Raw genomic sequence first — 19807 nt, 5'->3', positions numbered from 1 at the left:
CGTCATCCGCCGCCCACGACCCGCGAGAGTGCCCGCATGACAGACCTGCCCCGCCGCGTCTCCATCAACGAGGAGGGCCCGCGCGAGGGCTTCCAGATCGAGCCGGGTCCCATCCCGACGGCCGACAAGGTCGCGCTGATCGACGCGCTCTCGACCACCGGCCTACGGCATATCCAGGTCGCCTCCTTCGTCTCGCCCAAGCTCGTGCCGGGCTGGGCGGATGCGGAGGCCGTGGTGTCGGGGGTCGCCCCGCGCGCGGGAGTGGACTTCACCGCGCTGTGGTTCAACGAGCGCGGGCTGGAGCGGGCCCTAACCTTTCGCGATCGGCTGCGCCTGAATGGCTCCATCTCCCTCTCGGCTTCCGAAGCCTTCTCACGGAAGAACCTGAACCGCGACTGGACGGGCCAGTTGGAGGCGATGCGCGCACAGACGGCTGCGCATCTCGCTGCTGGAATTCCGGTGGAGCGCATCGGCGTCATGGCTGCCTTCGGCTGCAACTTCCAGGGCGCGGTGATGCCCGACCAGGTGTTGCAGGCGGTTGCGGGTGGCATGGCGGTGGCGAAGGAGGCGGGCGCGACCATCGCCCGCCTGTCGCTCGCCGACACCATGGGCTGGGCCAACCCGTCGCAGGTGGAGCGGCTGGTTGGCGAGGTGAGGGCACGCTGGCCGGAGCTAGCGATCACTCTGCATCTGCACGACACGCGCGGTTTGGCCGTGGCCAATGCCCATGCTGGGCTGCGGATGGGCGTCGCCAGCTTCGACACCACCGTGGGCGGTCTCGGCGGCTGTCCTTTCGCCGCCCACAAGGGCGCGCCAGGCAACATCGCGAGCGAGGAAATGGTCCTGCTCTGCGAGGAAATGGGTATCGAAACTGGCGTTGATCTCGACGCGCTGATCGAGGCGGGTCACTTGGCAGAGCGCATTGTCGGGCACCCTCTGCCGAGCGCCCTGCTGCGCGGCGGCAGCCTTCGCACCTTCCGCGAGAGGGCAGCGGCGTGAGCGTCCGTCCACTGGAGGGGCTGCGCGTCCTCGAGTTTTCCCACACCATTATGGGTCCCTGCGCGGGCCTCCTGCTGGCTGACCTTGGCGCCGAGGTGGTGAAGGTGGAGCCCGCTCCAACCGGCGACCACACGCGCCGCCTGCCAGGCTTTGCCTCCGGCTTCTTCGCCACGTTCAATCGCAACAAGCGGTCCCTCGCCATCGACCTGAAGTCACCCGCGGGGCAGGACGCCGTGCACCGCCTCGTCGCCGGAGCTGACGTGGTGCTGGAGAATTACGGACCGGGCACGATGGAGCGACTGGGCTGCGGGTGGGACACGCTCTCAGCCCGCAACCCGCGGCTCGTCTACCTCGCGCTCAAGGGTTTCCTCGCCGGCCCCTACGAGCACCGGCCGGCCCTGGACGAAGTGGTGCAGTTCCAGTCCGGCCTCGCCTACATGACCGGCCCGCCTGGTCAGCCGCTCCGCGCCGGCGCCTCGGTGGTGGACATCATGGGCGCGGTCTTCGGTGTGGTCGGCGTACTCGCCGCGCTGCGCGAACGCGATCGTACCGGGCAGGGCCAGCGCGTGGGCAGCGCCCTCTTTGAATCTGCTGTCTTCCTCGTCGGCTCCCATATGGCGGGCGCCGCGGCGACCGGAGAGCCTGTGCCACCCATGCCCGCCCGCCGCGGCGCCTGGGGCGTGTACGAGCCCTTCGCCACGGCGGAGGGCGAGCAGGTCTTCGTCGGCGTCACCAGCGACGCGCAGTGGGTGCGCTTCTGCGCGGCCTTCGGCTTCGACGACCTGGCCGCCGACAGCCGCCTCGGCACCAACGCCGACCGCGCCCGCCAGCGCCCGTGGCTGATTCCCGAACTGAAGAAGCGTCTGGCGAAGCTTCCTCGGGAAGAAGTGGTGACGCGGTGCGAGGCGGCCGCCATCTCCTGGGCCCCGGTGGGCAAGCCCGCCGACCTCTTCGAGGACCCCCACCTCCTTGCGGGTGGCGGGCTTCTCGCCACGGCTATCTCCGCCCTCGGCGGCGGGGTAGCGGAGGCCCTCCTGCCCGCCCTCCCGGTGGAGTTCGGCGGAACGCGCGAGCGCGCAGGCCTGCGGCGCCAGCCCCCTCGCCTGGGCGAGCATAACGCGGAGATCTTGATGGAGGCCGGGTTCGGCGCGGATGAAATCACGGCGCTGGAGCGGCACCACGTTCTCGCCGGCACCGGCGACGCGCAAGGTCCCGGCAACGGACCTGCGACGAAGAACGAAGGAGACGAAGCACCATGCAGCAGGGGAAGACAGGGCGCCGGGGGCTGATCGGCGGCATGGTCACGGGAGCGGGACTGCTCGTCGCTGTTCCCCTCCGGGCGGCTGACTTTCCGTCCCGCCCCGTGACGCTGATCGTCAGCGGTCCTGCCGGCGGCACTACCGACTACACAGCGCGGCTGATCGCCCAGCCATTGTCGGAGCGGCTGGGTGTTCCTGTGGTGGTGGAGAACCGGGCGGGCGGCAACGGCATGATCGCGCTGCAGGCCGTGATCCGCGCGCGCCCGGACGGGCACACACTGCTGATCGGCTACTCCGGTACCGTAACCGGGAAGCCTGCGGTCGAAGGGTTCGGCGACTTCGACCCGCGCCGCGACCTGGCCTCTGTCTCCCTCATCCTGCAGGCGCCTCAGGTGATGATGGTCCACCCGACCATCCCCGTGCGCAGCCTGTCGGAGTTCATCACCTACGCGCGCGCCCGGCCGGGGCAGTTGAACTACGCCTCCTCCGGCGCCGGCTCGCTCCAGCACCTGGGCACGGAATTGCTGAAGCAACGGACGGGGATTGACCTGGTGCACGTGCCCTATCGGGGCACGGGCGAGACGATGAGCGACGTCCTTGCCGGGCGCATTCAGTTTTACATGACCACGCCACCGCCCGTGGCCGTCCCCATCCGCGATGGCCGCCTGCGCGCCCTCGCCATGGCCGCCGCCGAGCGCCACCCGGCCTTGCCGGACGTCCCCACGGCGGCCGAGGCCGGGCTGCCCGGCTACGCGGCGGAGAGCTGGTTCGGTCTTTTCGCCCCGAAAGCAGCGCCCCGCCCGGTCGTAGAGCGGCTGGCCGGTGAATGCCGTGACATCCTCGCCGATGAGCGGCTACGGCAGAAGGCTGTGGAGGCTGGCGGACTGGTCAGCTTCGAGGACCCTGCCACCCTGGACCGCCGCGTGGAAACGGAGCTCGCCATGTGGGCGAAGCTGGTACGAGAGGTCGGCATCCGGCCTGATTAGGCCGCAAGGCATGGACGGGCCGCAAATCCGATCGTCGATGATCGGCCTGATGAGGCCGATTCGAAGCGCGCTTCGTCGATGGAACGGCCGGCCGCGCGGGTTCAGGCCGCTGATGGAGGGGCTGACCGGGCCGGGGAGACACGGTGGTTCCCCGGCCTCGTCCAGCGTCCGCCCTCTCTGAGCGCGGCAGAGCTGATCCGGCGAGAAATGACCTGCCTTTCGCCGCATGCGGTGCGTGGGGCGCGGAGCCATCTCGACGTCAAAGCGTACACGGAGCCGGGGGGCCGGCGAGGAGATGAATGGCGCGGTGACGCAGGCAGCCGGCCGGCGATGGAGGCACTCGACGCCTTGATTGCCGAGACCGGAGAACCGAGGCCATGCCAGTCGAACGCCGCCCCACGCCCAATCCGGTGAGACCACCTACGCCGTGGCCGCAAGGCCTCCGATGCCTCCCCCGTGGGGACCGCCATCCGTAAGAGGATACTCCGGTGGCGGGGCAGCGCGGCAGGGGAGCGCGCCACCCGTCCATCGGTGTCTCCACCCACGCTACCGCGTTGCGGACGGCCCCCCGATGCCGAGGCAGTCCACAGGGCGCCGGTCAGTTCTCGTCATCCCGGCTCGCCGCTCCCCTCTTCGCGAACCGTGTTGAAGAGCGTGCCGATCCCGCTTACCTCGACCTCCAGCTTGTCGCCGGGCTTCAGCCAGAGGGGCGGCGTACGCTTCGAACCCACGCCGCCCGGCGTCCCCGTGGAAATGACATCGCCGGTGCGAAGTTTGGTAAAGCTGGAACAGTAGTGGATGAGGTAGGAGATACGCCATGCCAGCGTGCCCGTCCCCGCATCTTGCACGACCTGATCGTTGAGGCGAGTGGTGAGCCGCAGGTCATGGGGATCGGAAATCTCGTCGCGGGTCACGATCCAGGGGCCGTAGGCTGACGAGGCGTCGAAGTTCTTGCCTGCGGTGACGCTGTGCTTCTGCCATTCCCGCACGGAGCCATCCATTAGAATAGAGTAGCCGGCCACGTGCTCTAGCGCCTGGTCCTCAGGGATGTGACGTCCGGACTTGCCGATCACGACAGCGAACTCGCCCTCGAAGTCGAAGGTTTCGGATAAGCGGGGACGCCGGATGGAAGCTCCCTGACCGACCAGACTCTGGGCATCCTTGAGGAAGAAGAACGGAAAGGGATCCTTCTTGTGGTCCGTCTCCTCCTGGTGCGAGAGGTAGGACCAGCCGAGGGCGAAGATCCTGTTGGCCGGCTCCAGCAGGGGAGGCAGCAGTGTCACGGCCTGCAGGGGCATGCCCTCTCCTGTTAGGGCAGCCGCGGCGGGCGGCCGGAGCAGCCATTCTTCGAAGGTGGCGCCACTTGCCGCCGGACCGAACACCCGGTTGCCATTCACGACGCCAAAGCCGGGGCGCCCTTCGAACTCGAAGCGTGCGAGACGCATCCGTTTGCTCCCTAGATCGCCTTCATCTCGACGGTGACGCGTCGTCCTGAAAGGAGCCATGCGCCGCTGCTCCGGCGGAGCTCATCGTGATAGGTCCCCAGCAAGGTCGGGGGACCAAGCGGTGCCGGCATGGAGCCGCCATCGTACCGGTACACTGTGACGTAGGAGGTGCAGGTCGCCGCATCGGGGCCGGTCGCCGTAACGCGCATGTTGGTGATGACGTGACGCACGATCAGTCCGGGCCGCCGCGCCGCCATGAGGGTCTCGAGTTCACCGTGGCCGCGAACAATTCCTTCCTGGCGGGTCCAGACGCCGTCGGGCGCGAACTCGGCGAGCATCCCTTCCAGGTCGCCGGCATCGAACGCCGCCGTGAAGCGCGTCACGACACGCTCGCACGCCAGGACGTCACTCCAGGACATGTCGCCAGGACCGTTACTGGACAGGGATGGGACTCTCAAGACGTTCGCCTTTCCTTTGGGACTGCTGAGCCGCGGACAGCACGAGCATGGCTGTAGATGGTGTGGGCGTTCGAAGGATTGCATGCAAGATGATGCTAACTACGATAACGACGCCCGTAATGTCGCGGAAAGAGACCCCTCATTCAATACCGAGAATCCATTTGCATGCAATCATGAGGTGCGCTTACCGTGGCTGCCTCAGGGAGGATGGTTGCGATGGATCAGGCACCCGATGGGCAGCGCACCCCGCAGCAGGGTTCACGGCTCAAGATCAGCGAGATCATTCTGAAGACCTCGCGCAGCGAGGAGATGAAAGCCTGGTACCGAACCGTCCTTGGCGTCGCCCCGTTCTTTGAGCGGACGCCCGCGCCGGGCACGAAGCCCCTCGACCTTGGAGGACAAACCCGGGCGTCAGACCTGAAGATGTGCTTCTTCCGGTTGTCGACAGACTTTCCCTACGTCCAGACCATTGGCATTTTCGAAGAGCCGGGCATCGCCGCGCAACCCGGGAAGGGCTTGCCCGGCCTCCACCATATGCAACTGATGTGCGCTTCGTTCGAGGAGCTGATCCGGAAATACGAGGTGCTGGACGCCAAGGGTCTGCACCCGCACCGCAGTGCAAACCACGGTCCGATGACGAGCTTCTACTACCGCGACCCTGACGGCAACAACGTCGAGATCACGGCGCAGAACCAGGAGACGTTAGAGGCTATGGCTGAGTTCATGGCGAGCGAGGCTTTTCTGCGGAACCCGTCCGGCGTCGAACTTGATCCAGCCGCGTTCGTGGCGAGCTACCGCGCCGGCACGCCGCTCGAGGACCTGCTGCGGATCCCGGCCTGACCGCCGTGGCACCGATTGCCTCCATCCCGGTCCTTATCGTTGGCGGCGGGCCCGTCGGACTCGCGCTGAGCATCGATCTCGGCTGGCGTGGCATCCGGCACCTTCTCGTCGAGCGGGACGAGCGCGCGGCGCGCGCGAGCCATCCGCGGATGGACCAGGTCGGCATCCGCTCCATGGAGCACTTCCGCCGCCTTGGCATTGCGGACGTGGTGGAGGCCGCCGGCTTCCCGCGCGATCTGCGACGCGACGTGATCTTCACGACCGCCTTGCTCGATGCTGAACTTGCCCGCGAGCCCTTCGAGCCGGATGCGACGCGCGCGCCGCCACCCTTCAGCCCGCAGAAGCATGAGCTCTGCCCACAGAACTTCCTCGACCCGGCGCTGCAGGCCGTCGCGCACCGCAGTGCCTTCGCCGAGATCCGCTACCGTACCAGCCTCGTCGGCTTGCGAGATGGGGAGGACGGCGTCCTCTGCGAACTGGAGGACAGCGCCACGCGGCGGCGCGACACCGTCGCGGCGCGCTACGTCGCGGGGTGCGACGGCAGCGGTAGCCTCGTGGCCGGCCTGGCCGGCATCGGTGCACCAGAGGGCACCACCCTGGCGCGCAGCACCAACTTGTTCATCAGCGCCCCTGGCCTTCAGGAACGGATCGCGCCACCCGGCGGCTACCGCCACATCCTCATCGGGCCGGAGGGTGCCTGGGCCTCAATGGTCAACATGGATGGGCGCGATATGTGGCGCCTCCAGGTGCTCGGCGACGACAGGCGCCCCGGCTGGACCGAGGCGGAGGCGCACGCCGCCGTTCTCCGCGCCATCGGCGCCTCCTTTCCGTACCGCCTCGTCTCGATCGTGCCCTGGACGCGGCGCGAGGTCGTGATGGAGCGGTTCTCGGCTGGCCGGTGTTTCCTCGCGGGTGACGCCGCGCACCAGTTCTCGCCCACCGGCGGGTACGGCATGAACACGGGGCTGGGCGACGCGTTCGACCTCTCCTGGAAGCTAGCGGCGACGCTCGACGGTTGGGGTGGACCCGACCTGCTCTCCAGCTACGGGGTGGAGCGGCGGCCTGTCGCCATCCGCAACGCGCGGCGATCCACCCTTAACTTCGAGAGGATGCGCACCGTTCCTGGCCTGCCCGCCACCATGGACGCGGCGACGCGGTCGCGCCTGGGCTCCGAGATACGGGGGGCGATGAGCGAGGAGTGGGAATCCATGGGGATTCACCTCGGCTACAGCTACGCCGGCTCGCCGATCGTCGTGGATGAAGGGATCGGAAGCAGCGGGGCGGAGGCTGGTCACTCGGACCCCGTGAACTACTGTCCCTCCGCCGCGCCAGGGGCGCGCGCGCCCCATGCCTGGCTCCCGGATGGCCGCTCCACGCTCGACCTCTTTGGGCAGGGCTTCGTCCTCCTCCAGTTCGACGATGGCGCTTCGCCGGCGCCGTTGCTGGTGGCCGCGGCGCGGAGCGGTGTCCCAATGCGGCATGAGCGTCTGGAGGACGCTGGCATCGCGAGGCTCTACGGCCGGCGCTTCGTCCTTGTCCGGCCCGATGGCCACGTCGCGATGCGCTGCGACCAACTCCCGGCGGATGCGGACGCCATCATCGACCGGGTGCGCGGGATGGCCGTGCCGTGCATCGCGGCACCATCCTCCACCGAGGCCTGGAGCGGAGCGGCATGATGCGCAGGGACGACGATCCGAAAACTCGTTTTGAGGTGGTCCTGCTGCAGCTCCGCGAGATGATCCTGAACGGGGAGCTCCCGCCCGGCGGCCGCGTCCAGGAGATTGCGATCAGCAAGCGGCTCGGCGTCTCCCGCACGCCAGTCCGCAACTCCCTCGCCGTGCTGGAGCAGGAGGGGCTGGTTCGCGGTGAGCCCAACCGTGGCTTCACGGTCCGGGAGTTCACCGTCTCCGAGATCCTTGCGGCCTATGACATCCGCTCCGTTCTTGAGGGTTATGGTTGCCGCATCGTGGCGGAACACGGCCTGACGGACGGGCAGGACCGCGCGCTCGGTGACTGCATCGCCCTGGGCGCGCGGCTCCTGGCGGCGGGCTTCTTCGACGCGACGACGATCCGACCCTGGACCGAGATGAACGGCCGGTTCCACGCCGCCATCGTCGAGGCGAGCGGAAATCCCTCCCTGGCTGCTTCGCTGCACCTCGTGAACCAGCACCCGCTCACCGCACCGAACGCCATCGCGTTCCGCACCGGCAACCTGGAGCGGCTGTTCCACCACATGCAGCGCGCGCAGGAGCAGCACGAGGCTGTCCTAACCGCCCTGCGCCGCCGGCAGGCCGTGCGGGCGGAGCGCCTCATGGCCGAGCACATCTTCATCTCGCGCGAGAACCTGCACGACGAAATCCGGGCACAGGGTCTCGACATGCCGGACCCGCTTCAGCGCTTCCTCGACAGGGCGCTCGCGCCCGGCACTGATCGCCGGGTCGTGGCGACCCGACAGAAGGGCCCCGGATAGAAGTCGCCTCCAGCCTACGCTGTCGGGCGGAACCGCCTTGAGGTCCATAGCACCCGGCGCGGTCCCGCCCTGCGCCGGGCAGCGCCTGCCCGTTACGGGGCGGGGGAGCATTCGTGCGGGCAGCGTCAACGAGATCAAGAACGGGAGATTGGAACATGGAAGCGGCGGAGAAGGAACACGCGTGCCGCACAACGCGGCGGCTCGCGCTCGGCGGAATGCTGGCGTCGCTGGCCGTACGGAGTACCCCGGGGCAGGCAGCTGCCCTGGCACTGCCGCGCCGCATCACCATCATCACGCCCTACGGTCCGGGCTCCGCGCCTGACTTCGCTGCGCGCACCCTGTCCGATCTTCTATCGCGCGTCATCGGTGTGCCCACAGTTGTCGAGAACCGGCTCGGCGCGTCGGGCAACATCGGCAACCTGGCCGTGGCTCGGGCGACTCCCGACGGAGAAACCCTCCTCCTAGCCGCCAGCCCACTGGCGACGAATGTCTCGCTCTTCCGCAGCCTCGGCTACGATCCCCTCACGAGCTTCGAGCCGATCATCGAGGCGTCCCAGGTCGGCTTCGCGCTGGTTGTGAACCGGACGGCCGGGGCGACGATCGGTGAGTTCCTCGAGCGAGCGCGCCGGACGGGCACGCTGCGCTACGGCAGCGCCGGCATCGGCACGGTGCTGCACCTCGGCATGGAGATCCTGCGGCGCAAGGCGGGGTTCCAGGCAACGCACATTCCGTATCGGTCATCCGGGGAGGTCATTCCGGATCTCGTCGCCGGGCGGATCGACGCGCTCATGGCTCCTGTCTCCACGGCCGTGAACGCCGCCAGGGACGAACGCTTGGTCGTGCTCGCGAGCGCCGCGGACGAGCGCTTGCCCTATGCGCCGGACGTGCCGACCTTCGCCGAGGCGGGCATATCCGATTTCCGGATCAGTGACTGGCAGGGGCTCTGCGCCCCGGCCGGCACGCCGCCCGCGATGCTGGAGGCGCTCAACGGGCAGCTCGAAGCAGCGATCCGTGCACCAGGCGTGGTGGCACATCTCGCAACCTTCGGCATGACGCCGGTTGGGGGAGGGCGCCAGGTACTGCGCGAGCGGCTGGTGCGGGACATCCCTTACTGGGCCAGCGTGATTCGGGAGATCGGCATCGAACCGAACTGATGCCGCAAGCTGGCCATGACGCGGCAAGGCAGGCCTGGCCGGCGGTCCTGCACAAACTGCAATGGCCTTGCATTCAGGCAGTATGGCATGCCAACGTGAAGATTATAGGGATCTTCCAAGGGATATACCAAATAATGGCATGCCATAGCCGATGCCTGACGATCGCTTGACGCCGGACGCGGGCACGGCTTGCGACGGGGCTGCTGCCGCGTCCAGCCGGGTGGAGCACGTGACGGTAAAGCTGCGCGAGATGATCGTGACCCACGCCCTACCGGCCGGCGCGCGCGTCCCAGAACGTGACCTTGCCGAGTTGCTCAAGGTGTCCAGGACACCGGTCCGGGTAGCGCTCGAGATCCTGGCCGCAGAGGGGCTGGTGCGCGGTAGCCCGAACCGCGGCTTCGTGGTGAACGCGTTCAGCTCCGAGGACATCCTCTCGGCTTTTCAGGTCCGCAGCATGCTGGAGGGCTTCGCCGCCCGCACCGCGGTGGAGCGCGGCCTCCAGCCCAGCACCATCAAGCGGCTGGAAGCGTGCATCCTTGAGGGGGAGGCGCTCGTCGCACAGGGTCGGTGCGACGCGGAGGGTATGCGCCGCTGGTCGGCCTGCAACGGAGCCTTCCACGCCGCCATCGTGGATGCTGCCGGGCTGAGCGCGCTCGGCAAGGTGTACGACTTCACCGCGCGCATGCCGCTGGTTTCCCCCGTCGCCATTCTCTTCACCACGGATCGGCGCGACGATGCCTACGCGCGCATGGTCGACGCGCATGGCGACCACCTGCGGATCTTCGACGCCCTCCGGCGCGAGGAAGGGGACCGGGCAGACTATCTCATGCGGGAGCACGGCTACCGTTCCCGCGAGCGGCTGGGCGAACTGCTTCGCGGCGAGGCTCTCCGCCCCGTTCCACCCACCCGGGCGCGCCCCGTGGCGAAGGGAGGCCGCCGTGAGAGATGACAGGCTCGATCTGCTGATCGTCGGCGCCGGGCCGGCCGGCCTGCTCGCCTCGATGTTCGCGTCGCAGCTCGGGCTGCGCCATCGTGTCGTCGAGGCTCGGCAGGAGTTGCACAAAGAACCCGCAGCCCACGTGCTGAAGACCCACACCATGGAGGTCTACCGCCGCCTCGGCGTGGCGGAGGCTGTCCTAGCAGCGGCAACGCCGGTGGATCTGCAGCGCTGCGTGACGTGGTGCGAGAGCGTCGCTGGCCTGATCTACGGCCAACTGGACCTGACAGGGATGAAGGGGGACGTGCCCCGCTTCCGCGCGGTGAGCCCGGCCCATTCAGCCAACATCCCCCAGAGCTTGCTAGAGCCCATCCTGCATCGCCGTGCCGTGGAGTTAGCTGGGGCGGAAGTGGTGAGTTTCGGCACTGCCTTCCGCGGCTTCGAGGAGGATGGCGACGGCGTAATGGCCACGCTGGCTGGTCCCGGTGGTGATGAGCGCGTCCAAACTCGCTACCTGATCGGCGCGGACGGCGCCCGTAGCGCCGTACGTCGGGCAGCCGGCATCGGGTTCGAGGGGCCGCGCGTCCTCGCTAACTTCCTCGCCGTGCACATCCGCTCCGACGTCACACCGTTCCTCCGCCGCGCCCCGGGGGTGCTGTTCTTCATCCGCCGTCCAGGCTTTGAGGGCTTCTTCATCATGCACCAACCCGTGGGCTCGCAGGTGCTAATGATGCGGTTCGACCCGGAACAGACGCCCTTCGAAAGCTTCGACCGAGACTGTTGCGCTAACATCGTGCGGGAGGCGATCGGCGCGCCACATGACTTCGTCATCTCCTCTGTCGATCAATGGGCCATGTCGGCGCAGGTGGCGACGGAGTACCGCCGCGGCCGCGTGATCTTGGTGGGCGATGCGGCGCACCGCTTCCCGCCCACGGGCGGGCTCGGCCTCAACACCGGGGTGGAGGACGTCGAGAACCTGCTCTGGAAGCTGGGTGCCGTGATCCGCGGCGAGGCCGGTTCGGCGCTGCTGGATAGCTACGCCCGGGAGACACGACCTGTCGCGGTGCGCAACTGCGACCAGTCGGTCAGCAACCACCGGCGCATGCAGGAAGTGGACGACGCGATCGGGCTCGGAGGCACGGCTGTGGAGGCCCGCCTGGCGGCGATGCGGGCCGACCCTAGCCACCCGGCCTTCGCGGCAATCCGCGCTGCGGTCGACGCACAGCTTCCTCACTTCGCCTTCCTGGAATTGGAGATGGCAGCCACAGCGGCGGAGGGGGCCTTCCTGCCCCCCGGGCGGCCCATCGCCCGGCCGGTGCCCGCCAGCGAAGGGTACCAGCCAAGCTTCGCGCCGGGCGGTCCGGTCCCGCACCTCTGGATCGCGCCTGGCGTCTCCACAGTCGACCTGATGCGGCCGGACAGGTTCACCCTTCTCGCACCCGAGGGGAGCGAGGCGGAATGGGCGGCCGCATGCGCGACCCTGTCACCCAGGACGATGCCTGTGCAGGTCCGGCGGCTCTCCACCGCGATGCGCGGGGGGAGTGCCTGCACAGCCGATTTCTGGGGCGGCCCGGCCTACGCCGTGCTGGTGCGGCCGGATGGGCGCATCGCCTGGGTGGAGCCGGAGGGCGGGGCGGACCGACGGGCCGCACTTCACGAAGCAATGCGGAACATCCTTGGCCACGTCGCGGCGCTGGCCGGCACCGCCGACTGAAGAACGGAACAGGAGGAACGCCATGGACACGACCCCGCCACGCCGCACCGTCCCCGCCGCGCCGGTCTCTCCGGGGACCTTCGCCCATGTGGTCCTGCGAACGGGCGAGCCCGAGAGGCTGAGGGACTGGTACCAGACCGTGCTGAACGCGGAGGTGGTGTTTGAAGGGCACGGCCTCTGCTTCCTCACCTACGACGAGGAGCACCACCGCATTGCGATCCGCCACGTTCCCGGCCTGAGGCCAGTGCCACCGGCGGACCGTACGGTGGCCCATATCGCCTACACCTACCGGACGCTGGGAGACCTGCTGGGCACCTACCGGCGCTTGGCGAAGGCGGGGATCCATCCCTACTGGCCGATCCGGCACGGGCCCACCGTCTCACTGTACTACCGCGACCCCGACGGGCTGGCCGTGGAGCTCCAGGTGGACGTGTTCCACACCAAGGCAGAGGCCTCGGCCTTCTTCCACGGCCCCGACTTCGCCGCGAACCCGATCGGTGTGACCTTCGATCCCGAGGAGCTGTTGCGGGATTACGAGGCCGGCCTGCCGGAGGAGGCGCTACTGCAGCGGCCGGACCTGCCGGCCGGCAAGACGCCGGTGGACATGCTGCCTGCCTGAACGCGGGCATCGAGAGGGAGGAAAGAAAAAGATGAATACCCGCATTGGCCGCCGCGCGATACTGGCGGCCCCGCCCGGCCTGCTGCTCGCGTCCGGAACGGCGCGCGCCGCTTATCCCGACAGGCCGATCCGTCTCATTGTGCCCTCCTCGCCGGGGAGCGGCTTCGACGTCTTCTGCCGCCTCTACGCGGCGAGCATGGGGCCGCAGCTCGGCGCTACCATGGTGGTGGAGAACCGGCCCGGCGCGGCCACCGCTATCGGCGCTGCCGCGGCGGCCCGCTCGGCACCCGACGGCTACACCCTGCTCGGCGTGGACAACGCGACCATGGTGTTCAACCGCGCCCTTTTCCGGAACCTTGCTTATGACGACGAGCGCGACTTCCGCCCGCTCGGCCTGACGGTGAAAGTGCCGATGCTCCTCGTCGTCCCGGCCCAGTCCCCGTACAGGGATGCCCGCGCGCTCATCGAGGCGGCGCGGATGCAGCCAGACCGGCTGAACTACGCCACGCCCGGCGTGGGCTTCATCCACCACCTCGCCATGGCGCGGCTGATGAAGGCCACCGGCACGCGCATGATGGATGTGCAGACCCGCGGCTCCGTCGCGAGCGTAACGGAGCTGATCGGCAATCGGCTGGACACGGCCGTAATCGACATCGCGACGGCGCAGGAGGCGCTGAAGACCGGCCAGCTCCGCCCGCTTGCCGTCTGTTCCACGGAGCGGCTGGAGGACATGCCGGAGGTACCGACCATCGAGCAGGCGCTCGACATCCCCGGCTTCGTCGCGGAGGCCTGGAACGGGCTCGTCGTCCCGGCGGCAACGCCGGACCCGATTGTCGAGCGACTCTCGGCTGCGCTTCTCGTCTCGCAGCGCGAACCGGCTATTCACGAGCGCGCCCGCGCGATTGGCTCCTACGTTCTAACAGGCGGGCCTATGGTCTTCGCCGAGCGCGTCTCGGCGGAGCGGGCAGCGTGGCGGCCGCTCGTGGGCGAGCTCGGCATCCAGCTCGACTGAACCGACCTTTCCTCCCCTCATCACGGCCGAACTGCGCCCGGAGCCCACCATGCAAGCGACGACAGAGACGCCTGCCACGGACCTCGCCCTCATCTCGGAACTGGAGCGCAAGGTCCTTTGGCTGGCGACCTGGATGATCCACCATGCCAACCATCTCCGGGACACGGGCGACGGGTTGAAGGTCGGCGGGCACCAGGCCTCCTCCGCCTCCATGGCGACGATCCTGACGGCCCTCTACCTCGCCGTGCTCCGGCCGGAGGACCGGGTGGCGGTCAAGCCGCATGCTTCCCCGGTGTTCCACGCCATCCAGTACCTGCTGGGACGGCAGAGCTGCGAGAAGCTGCAGAACTTTCGCGGCTTTGGTGGCGCGCAATCCTATCCCTCCCGCACCAAGGACACGGACGGGGTGGACTTTTCCACCGGCTCGGTCGGCCTCGGCGTGGCGCAGACGCTCTTCTCCTCGCTGGTGCAGGACTACCTGCGGGCGCGCGACTGGAATGGGCCGGCGCCGGAAGGGCGGATGATCGCGCTGCTCGGCGACGCGGAGATGGACGAGGGCAACATCTTCGAGGCCCTGATGGAGGGCTGGAAGCACGGCCTCCGCAACACGTGGTGGGTGGTGGACTACAACCGGCAGAGCCTGGACGCCGTGGTGCGGGAGGGGCTGTGGTCACGGCTGGAGGCGACCTTCCGCAACTTTGGTTGGGATGTGGTGGTGCTGCGCCATGGCACGCTGCAGCAGGCCGCCTTCGCGGAGCCGGGCGGCGAGCGGCTGCGGGCGTGGATCGAGGCCTGCCCAAACCCCCTCTACTCCGCGCTCACCTTCCAGGGCGGCGCGGCCTGGCGACGGCGGCTGACGGACGAACTGGGCGACCAGGGTGAGGTCTCGGCCCTCATCGCCCGCCGCTCGGACGAGGAGTTAGCGGCGCTGATGGGCAACCTGGGCGGGCACGACCTGCCGATGCTGCTGGAAGCCTTTGAGGCGGCGCGCCGGCACGACCGGCCGACCTGCTTCATCGCCTACACCATCAAGGGCTCCGGCCTGCCGCTGGCGGGGCACAAGGATAATCATGCCGGGCTGATGAACCCTGAGCAGATGGAGGGCTTCCGGCGCACCATGCGCGTGCGCGAGGGCCATGAATGGGACCGCTTCGAGGGGCTGAATACGCCGGCCGAGGCGCTGGAGCGCTTCCTTGCCGCCGTGCCGCATGCCCGCCGGGCGGCGCGGCCGGCGGCACCGACGGTCCCGGTGCCGGAGAGCCTCGCCGTCCCGCTCTCGCCCGCCATGTCCACGCAGCAAGGTTTCGGCCTGCTAATGCACGAGATTGCCAAAGGCGACACCGAGTTGGCGCGGCGGATTGTCACCACCTCCCCTGACGTCACCGTCTCCACCAATCTTGGTGCCTGGGTTAACCGGCGGGGGCTCTTCGCGAAGGAAGAAATGGCGGACTTGTTCCGTAAGGAACGGATCCCCTCGACCTTCAATTGGACCTTCTCACCCTCCGGCCAGCACATGGAACTCGGCATCGCCGAGATGAACCTCTTCACCATGCTCTCGGCGCTCGGCTTGTCGCACGAGACCTTTGGGGAGCGGCTGCTGCCGGTGGGCACGCTCTACGACCCCTTCATCGAGCGCGGTCTCGATGCAATGAACTACGCGTGCTACCAGGGGGCGCGCTTCATCCTTGTCGCCACGCCCTCCGGCACCACGCTGGCGCCCGAGGGTGGTGCGCACCAATCGATCCGCACGCCGCTGATCGGCCTGGCGCAGGACGGCCTCGTCAGCTTCGAACCGGCCTACGTCGACGAGCTGGCCGTGATCCTGCGCCAAGCCTTCGTGCACATGCAGGAACCCGACGGTGCCTCGGCTTACCTCCGACTCTCCACCCGCGTGGTCGAGCAGCCGCGCCGCGCGATGACGGCGGAACTGACGGCCGACATCCTGGCAGGCGGCTACTGGATGCGCCGTCCCGGTCCTAACCCTCAGGTGGTGATTGCCTATGCCGGTACGCTGGCGCCGGAAGCGATCGAAGCGGTGGGGCTGATCGCGGAGGACCGGCGTGACGTCGGGCTGCTCGCGGTCACCTCCGCGGACCGCATGCACGCGGACTGGACGGAGGCGCAGCGCGCCCGCGAGCAGGGCACGCCGGAGGCCGAGAGCCATGTCGAACGCCTGCTGGGCGGACTGCCCTCCCATTGCCGGCTGGTCACGGTGCTGGACGGCCATCCTGCAACACTCGCCTGGATGGGCGCCGTGTACGGCCACCGTACCCGCGCCCTCGGCGTGGAGCATTTCGGTCAAACCGGCACGATTGCCGAGTTACGCCGCCACTACGGCATCGACGCGCAGGGTATCGCTACCGCCGCTCAGGCCGTGGCGCCGGGGCGACCCATCCGCCATCTGCGGGTGGCGTGGTGACGGGAAGGCGGCCGGGAAGGACAAATCCGATGCTGATGCGACGGAGGCTGGCGGCAGTAGCTGCCGCAGGCATCATCACAGCGCGCGCCGCGCCTGCCGGGGCGCAGCCGGCCTGGCCCACGCGGCCCGTTCGCCTCCTGGTCGGGTCCACTCCGGGCGGCAGCGCCGACATCGGCGCCCGGATCGTTAGCGCCCGGCTCGCCGCGCGCATCGGCCAGCCGGTGGTTGTCGAGAACAAGCCGGGCGCGACTGGGCTCATCGCCGCAGCCGAGGTCGCCCGCGCCGCGCCGGACGGCCACACGCTCCTCTTCACCGCGAGCTGGCACTCCACCGCCGCGGCGATGCGAACCGCTCTCCCCTTCGATCCCCTCGGCGACTTCTCCTTCCTCTCGACGCTCGTGACCTACGGGATGATGCTCGCGGTGCGCCCGTCGTCGCCCTATGCGCGGCTTGAGGACCTCCTCGCGGCGGCGCGTGCTCGGCCGGGTACGCTGAGCTACTACTCCGTCGGCATCGGTTCGGGGCATCACCTGATCGGCGAGTGGCTGCTCGGCGCGACGGGAGTGGAGATGGTGCACGTCCCCTACCGTGGCTCGGCCGCCGCCCTGCCCGACTTCATGGCAGGCCGCGTGGACCTGATGATCGATACCATGACCATCGCTTTCGAGATGGCGCGGAAGGAGACGATCCGGCCGCTTGCCATCACCTCCACCGCGCCGATGCCGGAGCTCCCCGGCGTCCGGCTCGCCTCCGAGATAGTCCCGGGCTTCTCCTACGAGTCCTGGCTCGGTCTGATGGGACCGGGCGGCATGCCTGGCTCCCTGATGCACCGGTTGAGCGAGGAGATACGGCTGATCGTCGCTATGCCTGATGTGGATGCCAGGCTGCGGGAGATGGGCGCGGTGCCCGCAGCGAGTACGCCAGAGGCATTCCACGCGCGCGTTGCCGGTGAGATCGCGAGCTTCAACCGGGTGGTGGAGACCCGCCGCCTGCCGAGAGAATGAGGGAGGGCGCGATGTTTGCGATGCGCGAGCCGTGGGCTCCTGACCCGGTGCCGGGTGATAAGGAACTGGGGCGAAGGACGAGAAGTGGACGCCGTGTCTGGCTTGCGGCAACAGCGGGTCTTGCCCTCGCTGGCGGAACGCGGTCCTTCGCAGTTCGCGCGCAACACCCCTTTCCCGTGCGTCCGGTGCGAGTCATCGTGCCGGCCGGGGCGGGCAGCGGGCCGGATACGGCGATGCGCTTTCTTGCCGAGGGGCTCTCGGCACGCTGGGGCCAACCGGTCGTGGTGGACAACCGGCCTGGCGCCAGCGGCAACGTCGGCACCGCGGCCGCGGCGCGGGCTGAGCGCGACGGCCATGTACTTCTTTTCGCGCAGACCTCGCCGCTCGCGCTCAACCAGCACCTGATGCGATCCATGCCCTTTGATCCGGCTCGCGACCTGACGCCGGTCGCGCTGACGATGAGCACACCCTTTGTCCTGGCTGCAAATTCCCATGCTGGCATGCGCACGCTGTCTGACCTCGCCGCACGGGCGCAGGAACGGCCGGAGGGGCTGACCTTCGCCACCGGCGGTGCAACCAGCCTGCCGCGCTTCGTGGGCGAGCAGGTAGCGCGTGGTCTCAACCTCCGTCTAACCAATGTTCCCTATCCTGCCAGCCCGCAAGCCGTGCAAGACACGATCGCGGGCCGCACTGACCTGATGATCGACGGTACGCCGCTCATCGCGCCGCAGCTTCGCGCCGGGAACCTGGTAGCGCTTGCTGTCACCTCCGCCGTGCGCTTTCCGGGATTGGAAGAGGTGCCGACGGTGGCCGAGACTCTTCCCGGCTTCGAGATGAACGGCTGGTTCACCCTTCTCGCCCCAGCTGGGCTGCCCACGCCGCTCGCCGAGCGCATCGCGGCCGACGTTGCGGCAGTGCTGGCGATGCCCGATCTGCGTGAGCGCCTGCTGCGCGAACTCGGCGCGCTCGTCTTCCCTGCCGGACCCGCGGCCACGGCCGCTGCCTTGGAACGGGATCGTGCCGTCTTAGGGCGGCTGGTGCGCGAATTGGGATTGCCGATCGAATGAGCGAGCCCACCTTCGTGCCTCGCCATCTGGTTCTGCCAGCCCGGGTACCCGTGGCGCGAGCGCTGACAGAACTTGCTGAGGGCCCACCCGGCGCAGCCCTCGATCATCCTGCACAGTTCGAGGCCGGCTAGCCCAACCTCAAACGGACATCTGGTCTGGACCCGTCTGGGCTCACGCTCTCAGCTAGGGATGCAAATGGCTCAATGACCTCGGCTGAGGTCCTGGAGCTCAAGGCCCAGTTGAGCGCGAGGGCTGATGCTCTTCTTATGATAGGGCCGCCGAACGACGGTGGATTTGCGGTACCGCCGCATTCTGCGCTGAATCTATCGTCGGCGGGTTCCGATGCCCCGTCGGGGTCGCGGAAGACCGAGGCCAAGGTTTCGGAGGTGACGGCATGGGCCTGATTAACTAGGTGATGCGCATACATTTTGGCTTCGGCGAGATCGCGCAGCTCGGTGCGGAGCTGCGGCTCGCCAGCATTGCACGACTGCTTATCGTCACTGATAAGGGTGTCCGGCAGCTGGGCTGTTGAGTTTCGCTGAGAACTGACCGGAGTTTTCATCGAGAACTGACCCGTGCAGGGATATGTCCCGCGGGCATTGGCAAGTTGATGACCTGTGGTCGGAACAACCGAGCCGGGGCAATCTGACGGGATGACGTCAGAGCCCGCCACCTATCCCGGATACCGCCTTCCGGCAGAGATCATCAGCCACGCCGTCTGGCTCTATCATGTGTTCAGCCTGAGCCTGCGAGACGTGGAGCTGATCCTGGCCGAGCGCGGCATCACCGTCACGCACGAGAGCATCCGGAACTGGTGCCGCAAGTTCGGTTCGGAGTTCGCGGCCAAGCTGCGGCAGCGCAGGCTAAAGCCGGGCGACACCTGGCACCTCGAGGAGGTGTTTCTACGCATAAACGGCGTGTTGCATTACCTCTGGCGAGCAGTGGACCAGCACGGCGTGGTGCTGGACATCCTCGTTCAGGGACCGGCGGAACGGAAGTGCAGCCAAGCGGTTCTTCAAGCGCCTGCTTGCAGGCCTCAAGTACAAGCCCCGTCGGCTGGTCACCGACGGGCTGAAGAGCTACGGGTTCGCTCGGCGCGAGCTCCTACCCGAAGTCCGGCATCGCAGCAGTCGGTACTTGAACAATCGGGCGGAGAACTCGCACCGGCCCGCCCGACGGCGAGAGCGGCAGATGCAGCGGCTCAAGTCGCCCGAGCAGGCTCAGCGGTTCTTGTCAGCCCACAGCATGATCTACGGGCATTTCCGTTCTCGCCGGCACCTGATGGCCGCCGGCGAGTACCGACGCGCCCGCACCAAGACCTTCCAGATCTGGCAGCAGGAGACCTGCGTCCAGGCGGCTTCCTGATCCTGCCGAATCCTCGATCCACGCGGCTAAACTGGCTTTCTGGTCAAACAACTTGCCAA

At 68.3% G+C, this 19807-nt stretch carries 16 protein-coding genes and 1 pseudogene; 15 read left to right on the top strand and 2 right to left on the bottom strand.

The genetic code is table 11. From position 1 onward, the window contains the following. Nucleotides 1-36: 36 nt before the first annotated feature. From BO39_RS21110 to BO39_RS21100, 3 genes are read left to right on the top strand one after another with little or no spacing between them, the layout of a single operon-like run. Entirely contained in the window at nucleotides 37-999 is a 963-nt protein-coding gene (locus tag BO39_RS21110) for a hydroxymethylglutaryl-CoA lyase (protein WP_043837178.1), read from the top strand. Then, entirely contained in the window at nucleotides 996-2288 is a 1293-nt protein-coding gene (locus BO39_RS21105) for a CaiB/BaiF CoA transferase family protein (RefSeq protein ID WP_245615308.1), read from the top strand. The genes BO39_RS21110 and BO39_RS21105 overlap by 4 nt, the downstream gene beginning before the upstream one ends. Further along, a complete protein-coding gene (locus BO39_RS21100; RefSeq protein WP_052402396.1) occupies nucleotides 2255-3244 on the top strand; it encodes a Bug family tripartite tricarboxylate transporter substrate binding protein in 990 nt (329 codons plus the stop codon). The genes BO39_RS21105 and BO39_RS21100 overlap by 34 nt, the downstream gene beginning before the upstream one ends. A 608-nt stretch (nucleotides 3245-3852) precedes the next feature. Here BO39_RS21100 and BO39_RS21095 read toward each other — a convergent pair. Both BO39_RS21095 and BO39_RS30275 read right to left on the bottom strand, forming a co-directional pair. Beyond that, entirely contained in the window at nucleotides 3853-4689 is an 837-nt protein-coding gene (locus BO39_RS21095) for a fumarylacetoacetate hydrolase family protein (protein ID WP_043837177.1), read from the bottom strand. Nucleotides 4690-4700: 11 nt separating this feature from the next. After that, nucleotides 4701-5108, bottom strand: a complete 408-nt coding sequence (locus BO39_RS30275; protein ID WP_281175614.1) for a nuclear transport factor 2 family protein — start codon at nucleotides 5106-5108, stop codon at nucleotides 4701-4703. Nucleotides 5109-5363: 255 nt separating this feature from the next. Here BO39_RS30275 and BO39_RS30270 point away from each other — a divergent pair, with 255 nt between their 5' ends. From BO39_RS30270 to BO39_RS21030, 12 genes and pseudogenes are all read left to right on the top strand, one after another. Further along, on the top strand, nucleotides 5364-5987 hold the full coding sequence (locus BO39_RS30270; protein WP_052402394.1) for a VOC family protein: 624 nt from the start codon (nucleotides 5364-5366) through the stop codon (nucleotides 5985-5987). Nucleotides 5988-5992: 5 nt separating this feature from the next. Further along, nucleotides 5993-7663 carry an FAD-dependent monooxygenase gene (locus BO39_RS21080; protein WP_052402393.1) on the top strand — a complete coding sequence of 557 codons (1671 nt, stop codon included), beginning with the start codon at nucleotides 5993-5995 and terminating at the stop codon, nucleotides 7661-7663. Next, complete coding sequence (locus BO39_RS21075) at nucleotides 7660-8457, top strand: GntR family transcriptional regulator (protein WP_156963808.1); 798 nt, start codon at nucleotides 7660-7662, stop codon at nucleotides 8455-8457. Before BO39_RS21080 ends, BO39_RS21075 begins: the two co-directional genes overlap by 4 nt. Nucleotides 8458-8612: 155 nt before the next feature. After that, nucleotides 8613-9611: a Bug family tripartite tricarboxylate transporter substrate binding protein gene (locus BO39_RS21070; protein WP_052402391.1), complete on the top strand. Its 999-nt coding sequence runs from the start codon at nucleotides 8613-8615 to the stop codon at nucleotides 9609-9611. 151 nt (nucleotides 9612-9762) lie between these two features. Further along, complete coding sequence (locus BO39_RS21065) at nucleotides 9763-10560, top strand: GntR family transcriptional regulator (RefSeq protein WP_052402390.1); 798 nt, start codon at nucleotides 9763-9765, stop codon at nucleotides 10558-10560. Further along, the gene (locus BO39_RS21060) at nucleotides 10550-12262 is read left to right on the top strand and encodes an FAD-dependent monooxygenase (RefSeq protein ID WP_043837176.1); all 1713 of its coding nucleotides are present in this window, start codon (nucleotides 10550-10552) and stop codon (nucleotides 12260-12262) included. The genes BO39_RS21065 and BO39_RS21060 overlap by 11 nt, the downstream gene beginning before the upstream one ends. 22 nt (nucleotides 12263-12284) lie before the next feature. After that, entirely contained in the window at nucleotides 12285-12881 is a 597-nt protein-coding gene (locus tag BO39_RS21055) for a VOC family protein (protein ID WP_052402389.1), read from the top strand. A 31-nt stretch (nucleotides 12882-12912) separates the two neighbouring features. Then, a complete protein-coding gene (locus BO39_RS21050; RefSeq protein WP_043837175.1) occupies nucleotides 12913-13893 on the top strand; it encodes a Bug family tripartite tricarboxylate transporter substrate binding protein in 981 nt (326 codons plus the stop codon). 49 nt (nucleotides 13894-13942) lie between these two features. Beyond that, nucleotides 13943-16312, top strand: a complete 2370-nt coding sequence (locus tag BO39_RS21045; protein ID WP_043837174.1) for a hypothetical protein — start codon at nucleotides 13943-13945, stop codon at nucleotides 16310-16312. A 29-nt stretch (nucleotides 16313-16341) separates the two neighbouring features. Next, entirely contained in the window at nucleotides 16342-17316 is a 975-nt protein-coding gene (locus BO39_RS21040; protein ID WP_043837172.1) for a tripartite tricarboxylate transporter substrate-binding protein, read from the top strand. A 176-nt stretch (nucleotides 17317-17492) separates the two neighbouring features. Next, complete coding sequence (locus BO39_RS21035) at nucleotides 17493-18383, top strand: Bug family tripartite tricarboxylate transporter substrate binding protein (protein WP_169742798.1); 891 nt, start codon at nucleotides 17493-17495, stop codon at nucleotides 18381-18383. A 653-nt stretch (nucleotides 18384-19036) separates the two neighbouring features. Then, nucleotides 19037-19748 (top strand): annotated as a pseudogene (locus BO39_RS21030) (IS6 family transposase). Nucleotides 19749-19807 lie beyond the last annotated feature (59 nt).

Source organism: Roseomonas aerilata DSM 19363 (assembly GCF_000711725.1).
In the GTDB taxonomy this organism is placed as follows: domain Bacteria; phylum Pseudomonadota; class Alphaproteobacteria; order Acetobacterales; family Acetobacteraceae; genus Roseomonas; species Roseomonas aerilata.
Note: the sequence above shows the minus strand (reverse complement) of the source record. Positions and strands in the feature narration are given on the sequence as shown.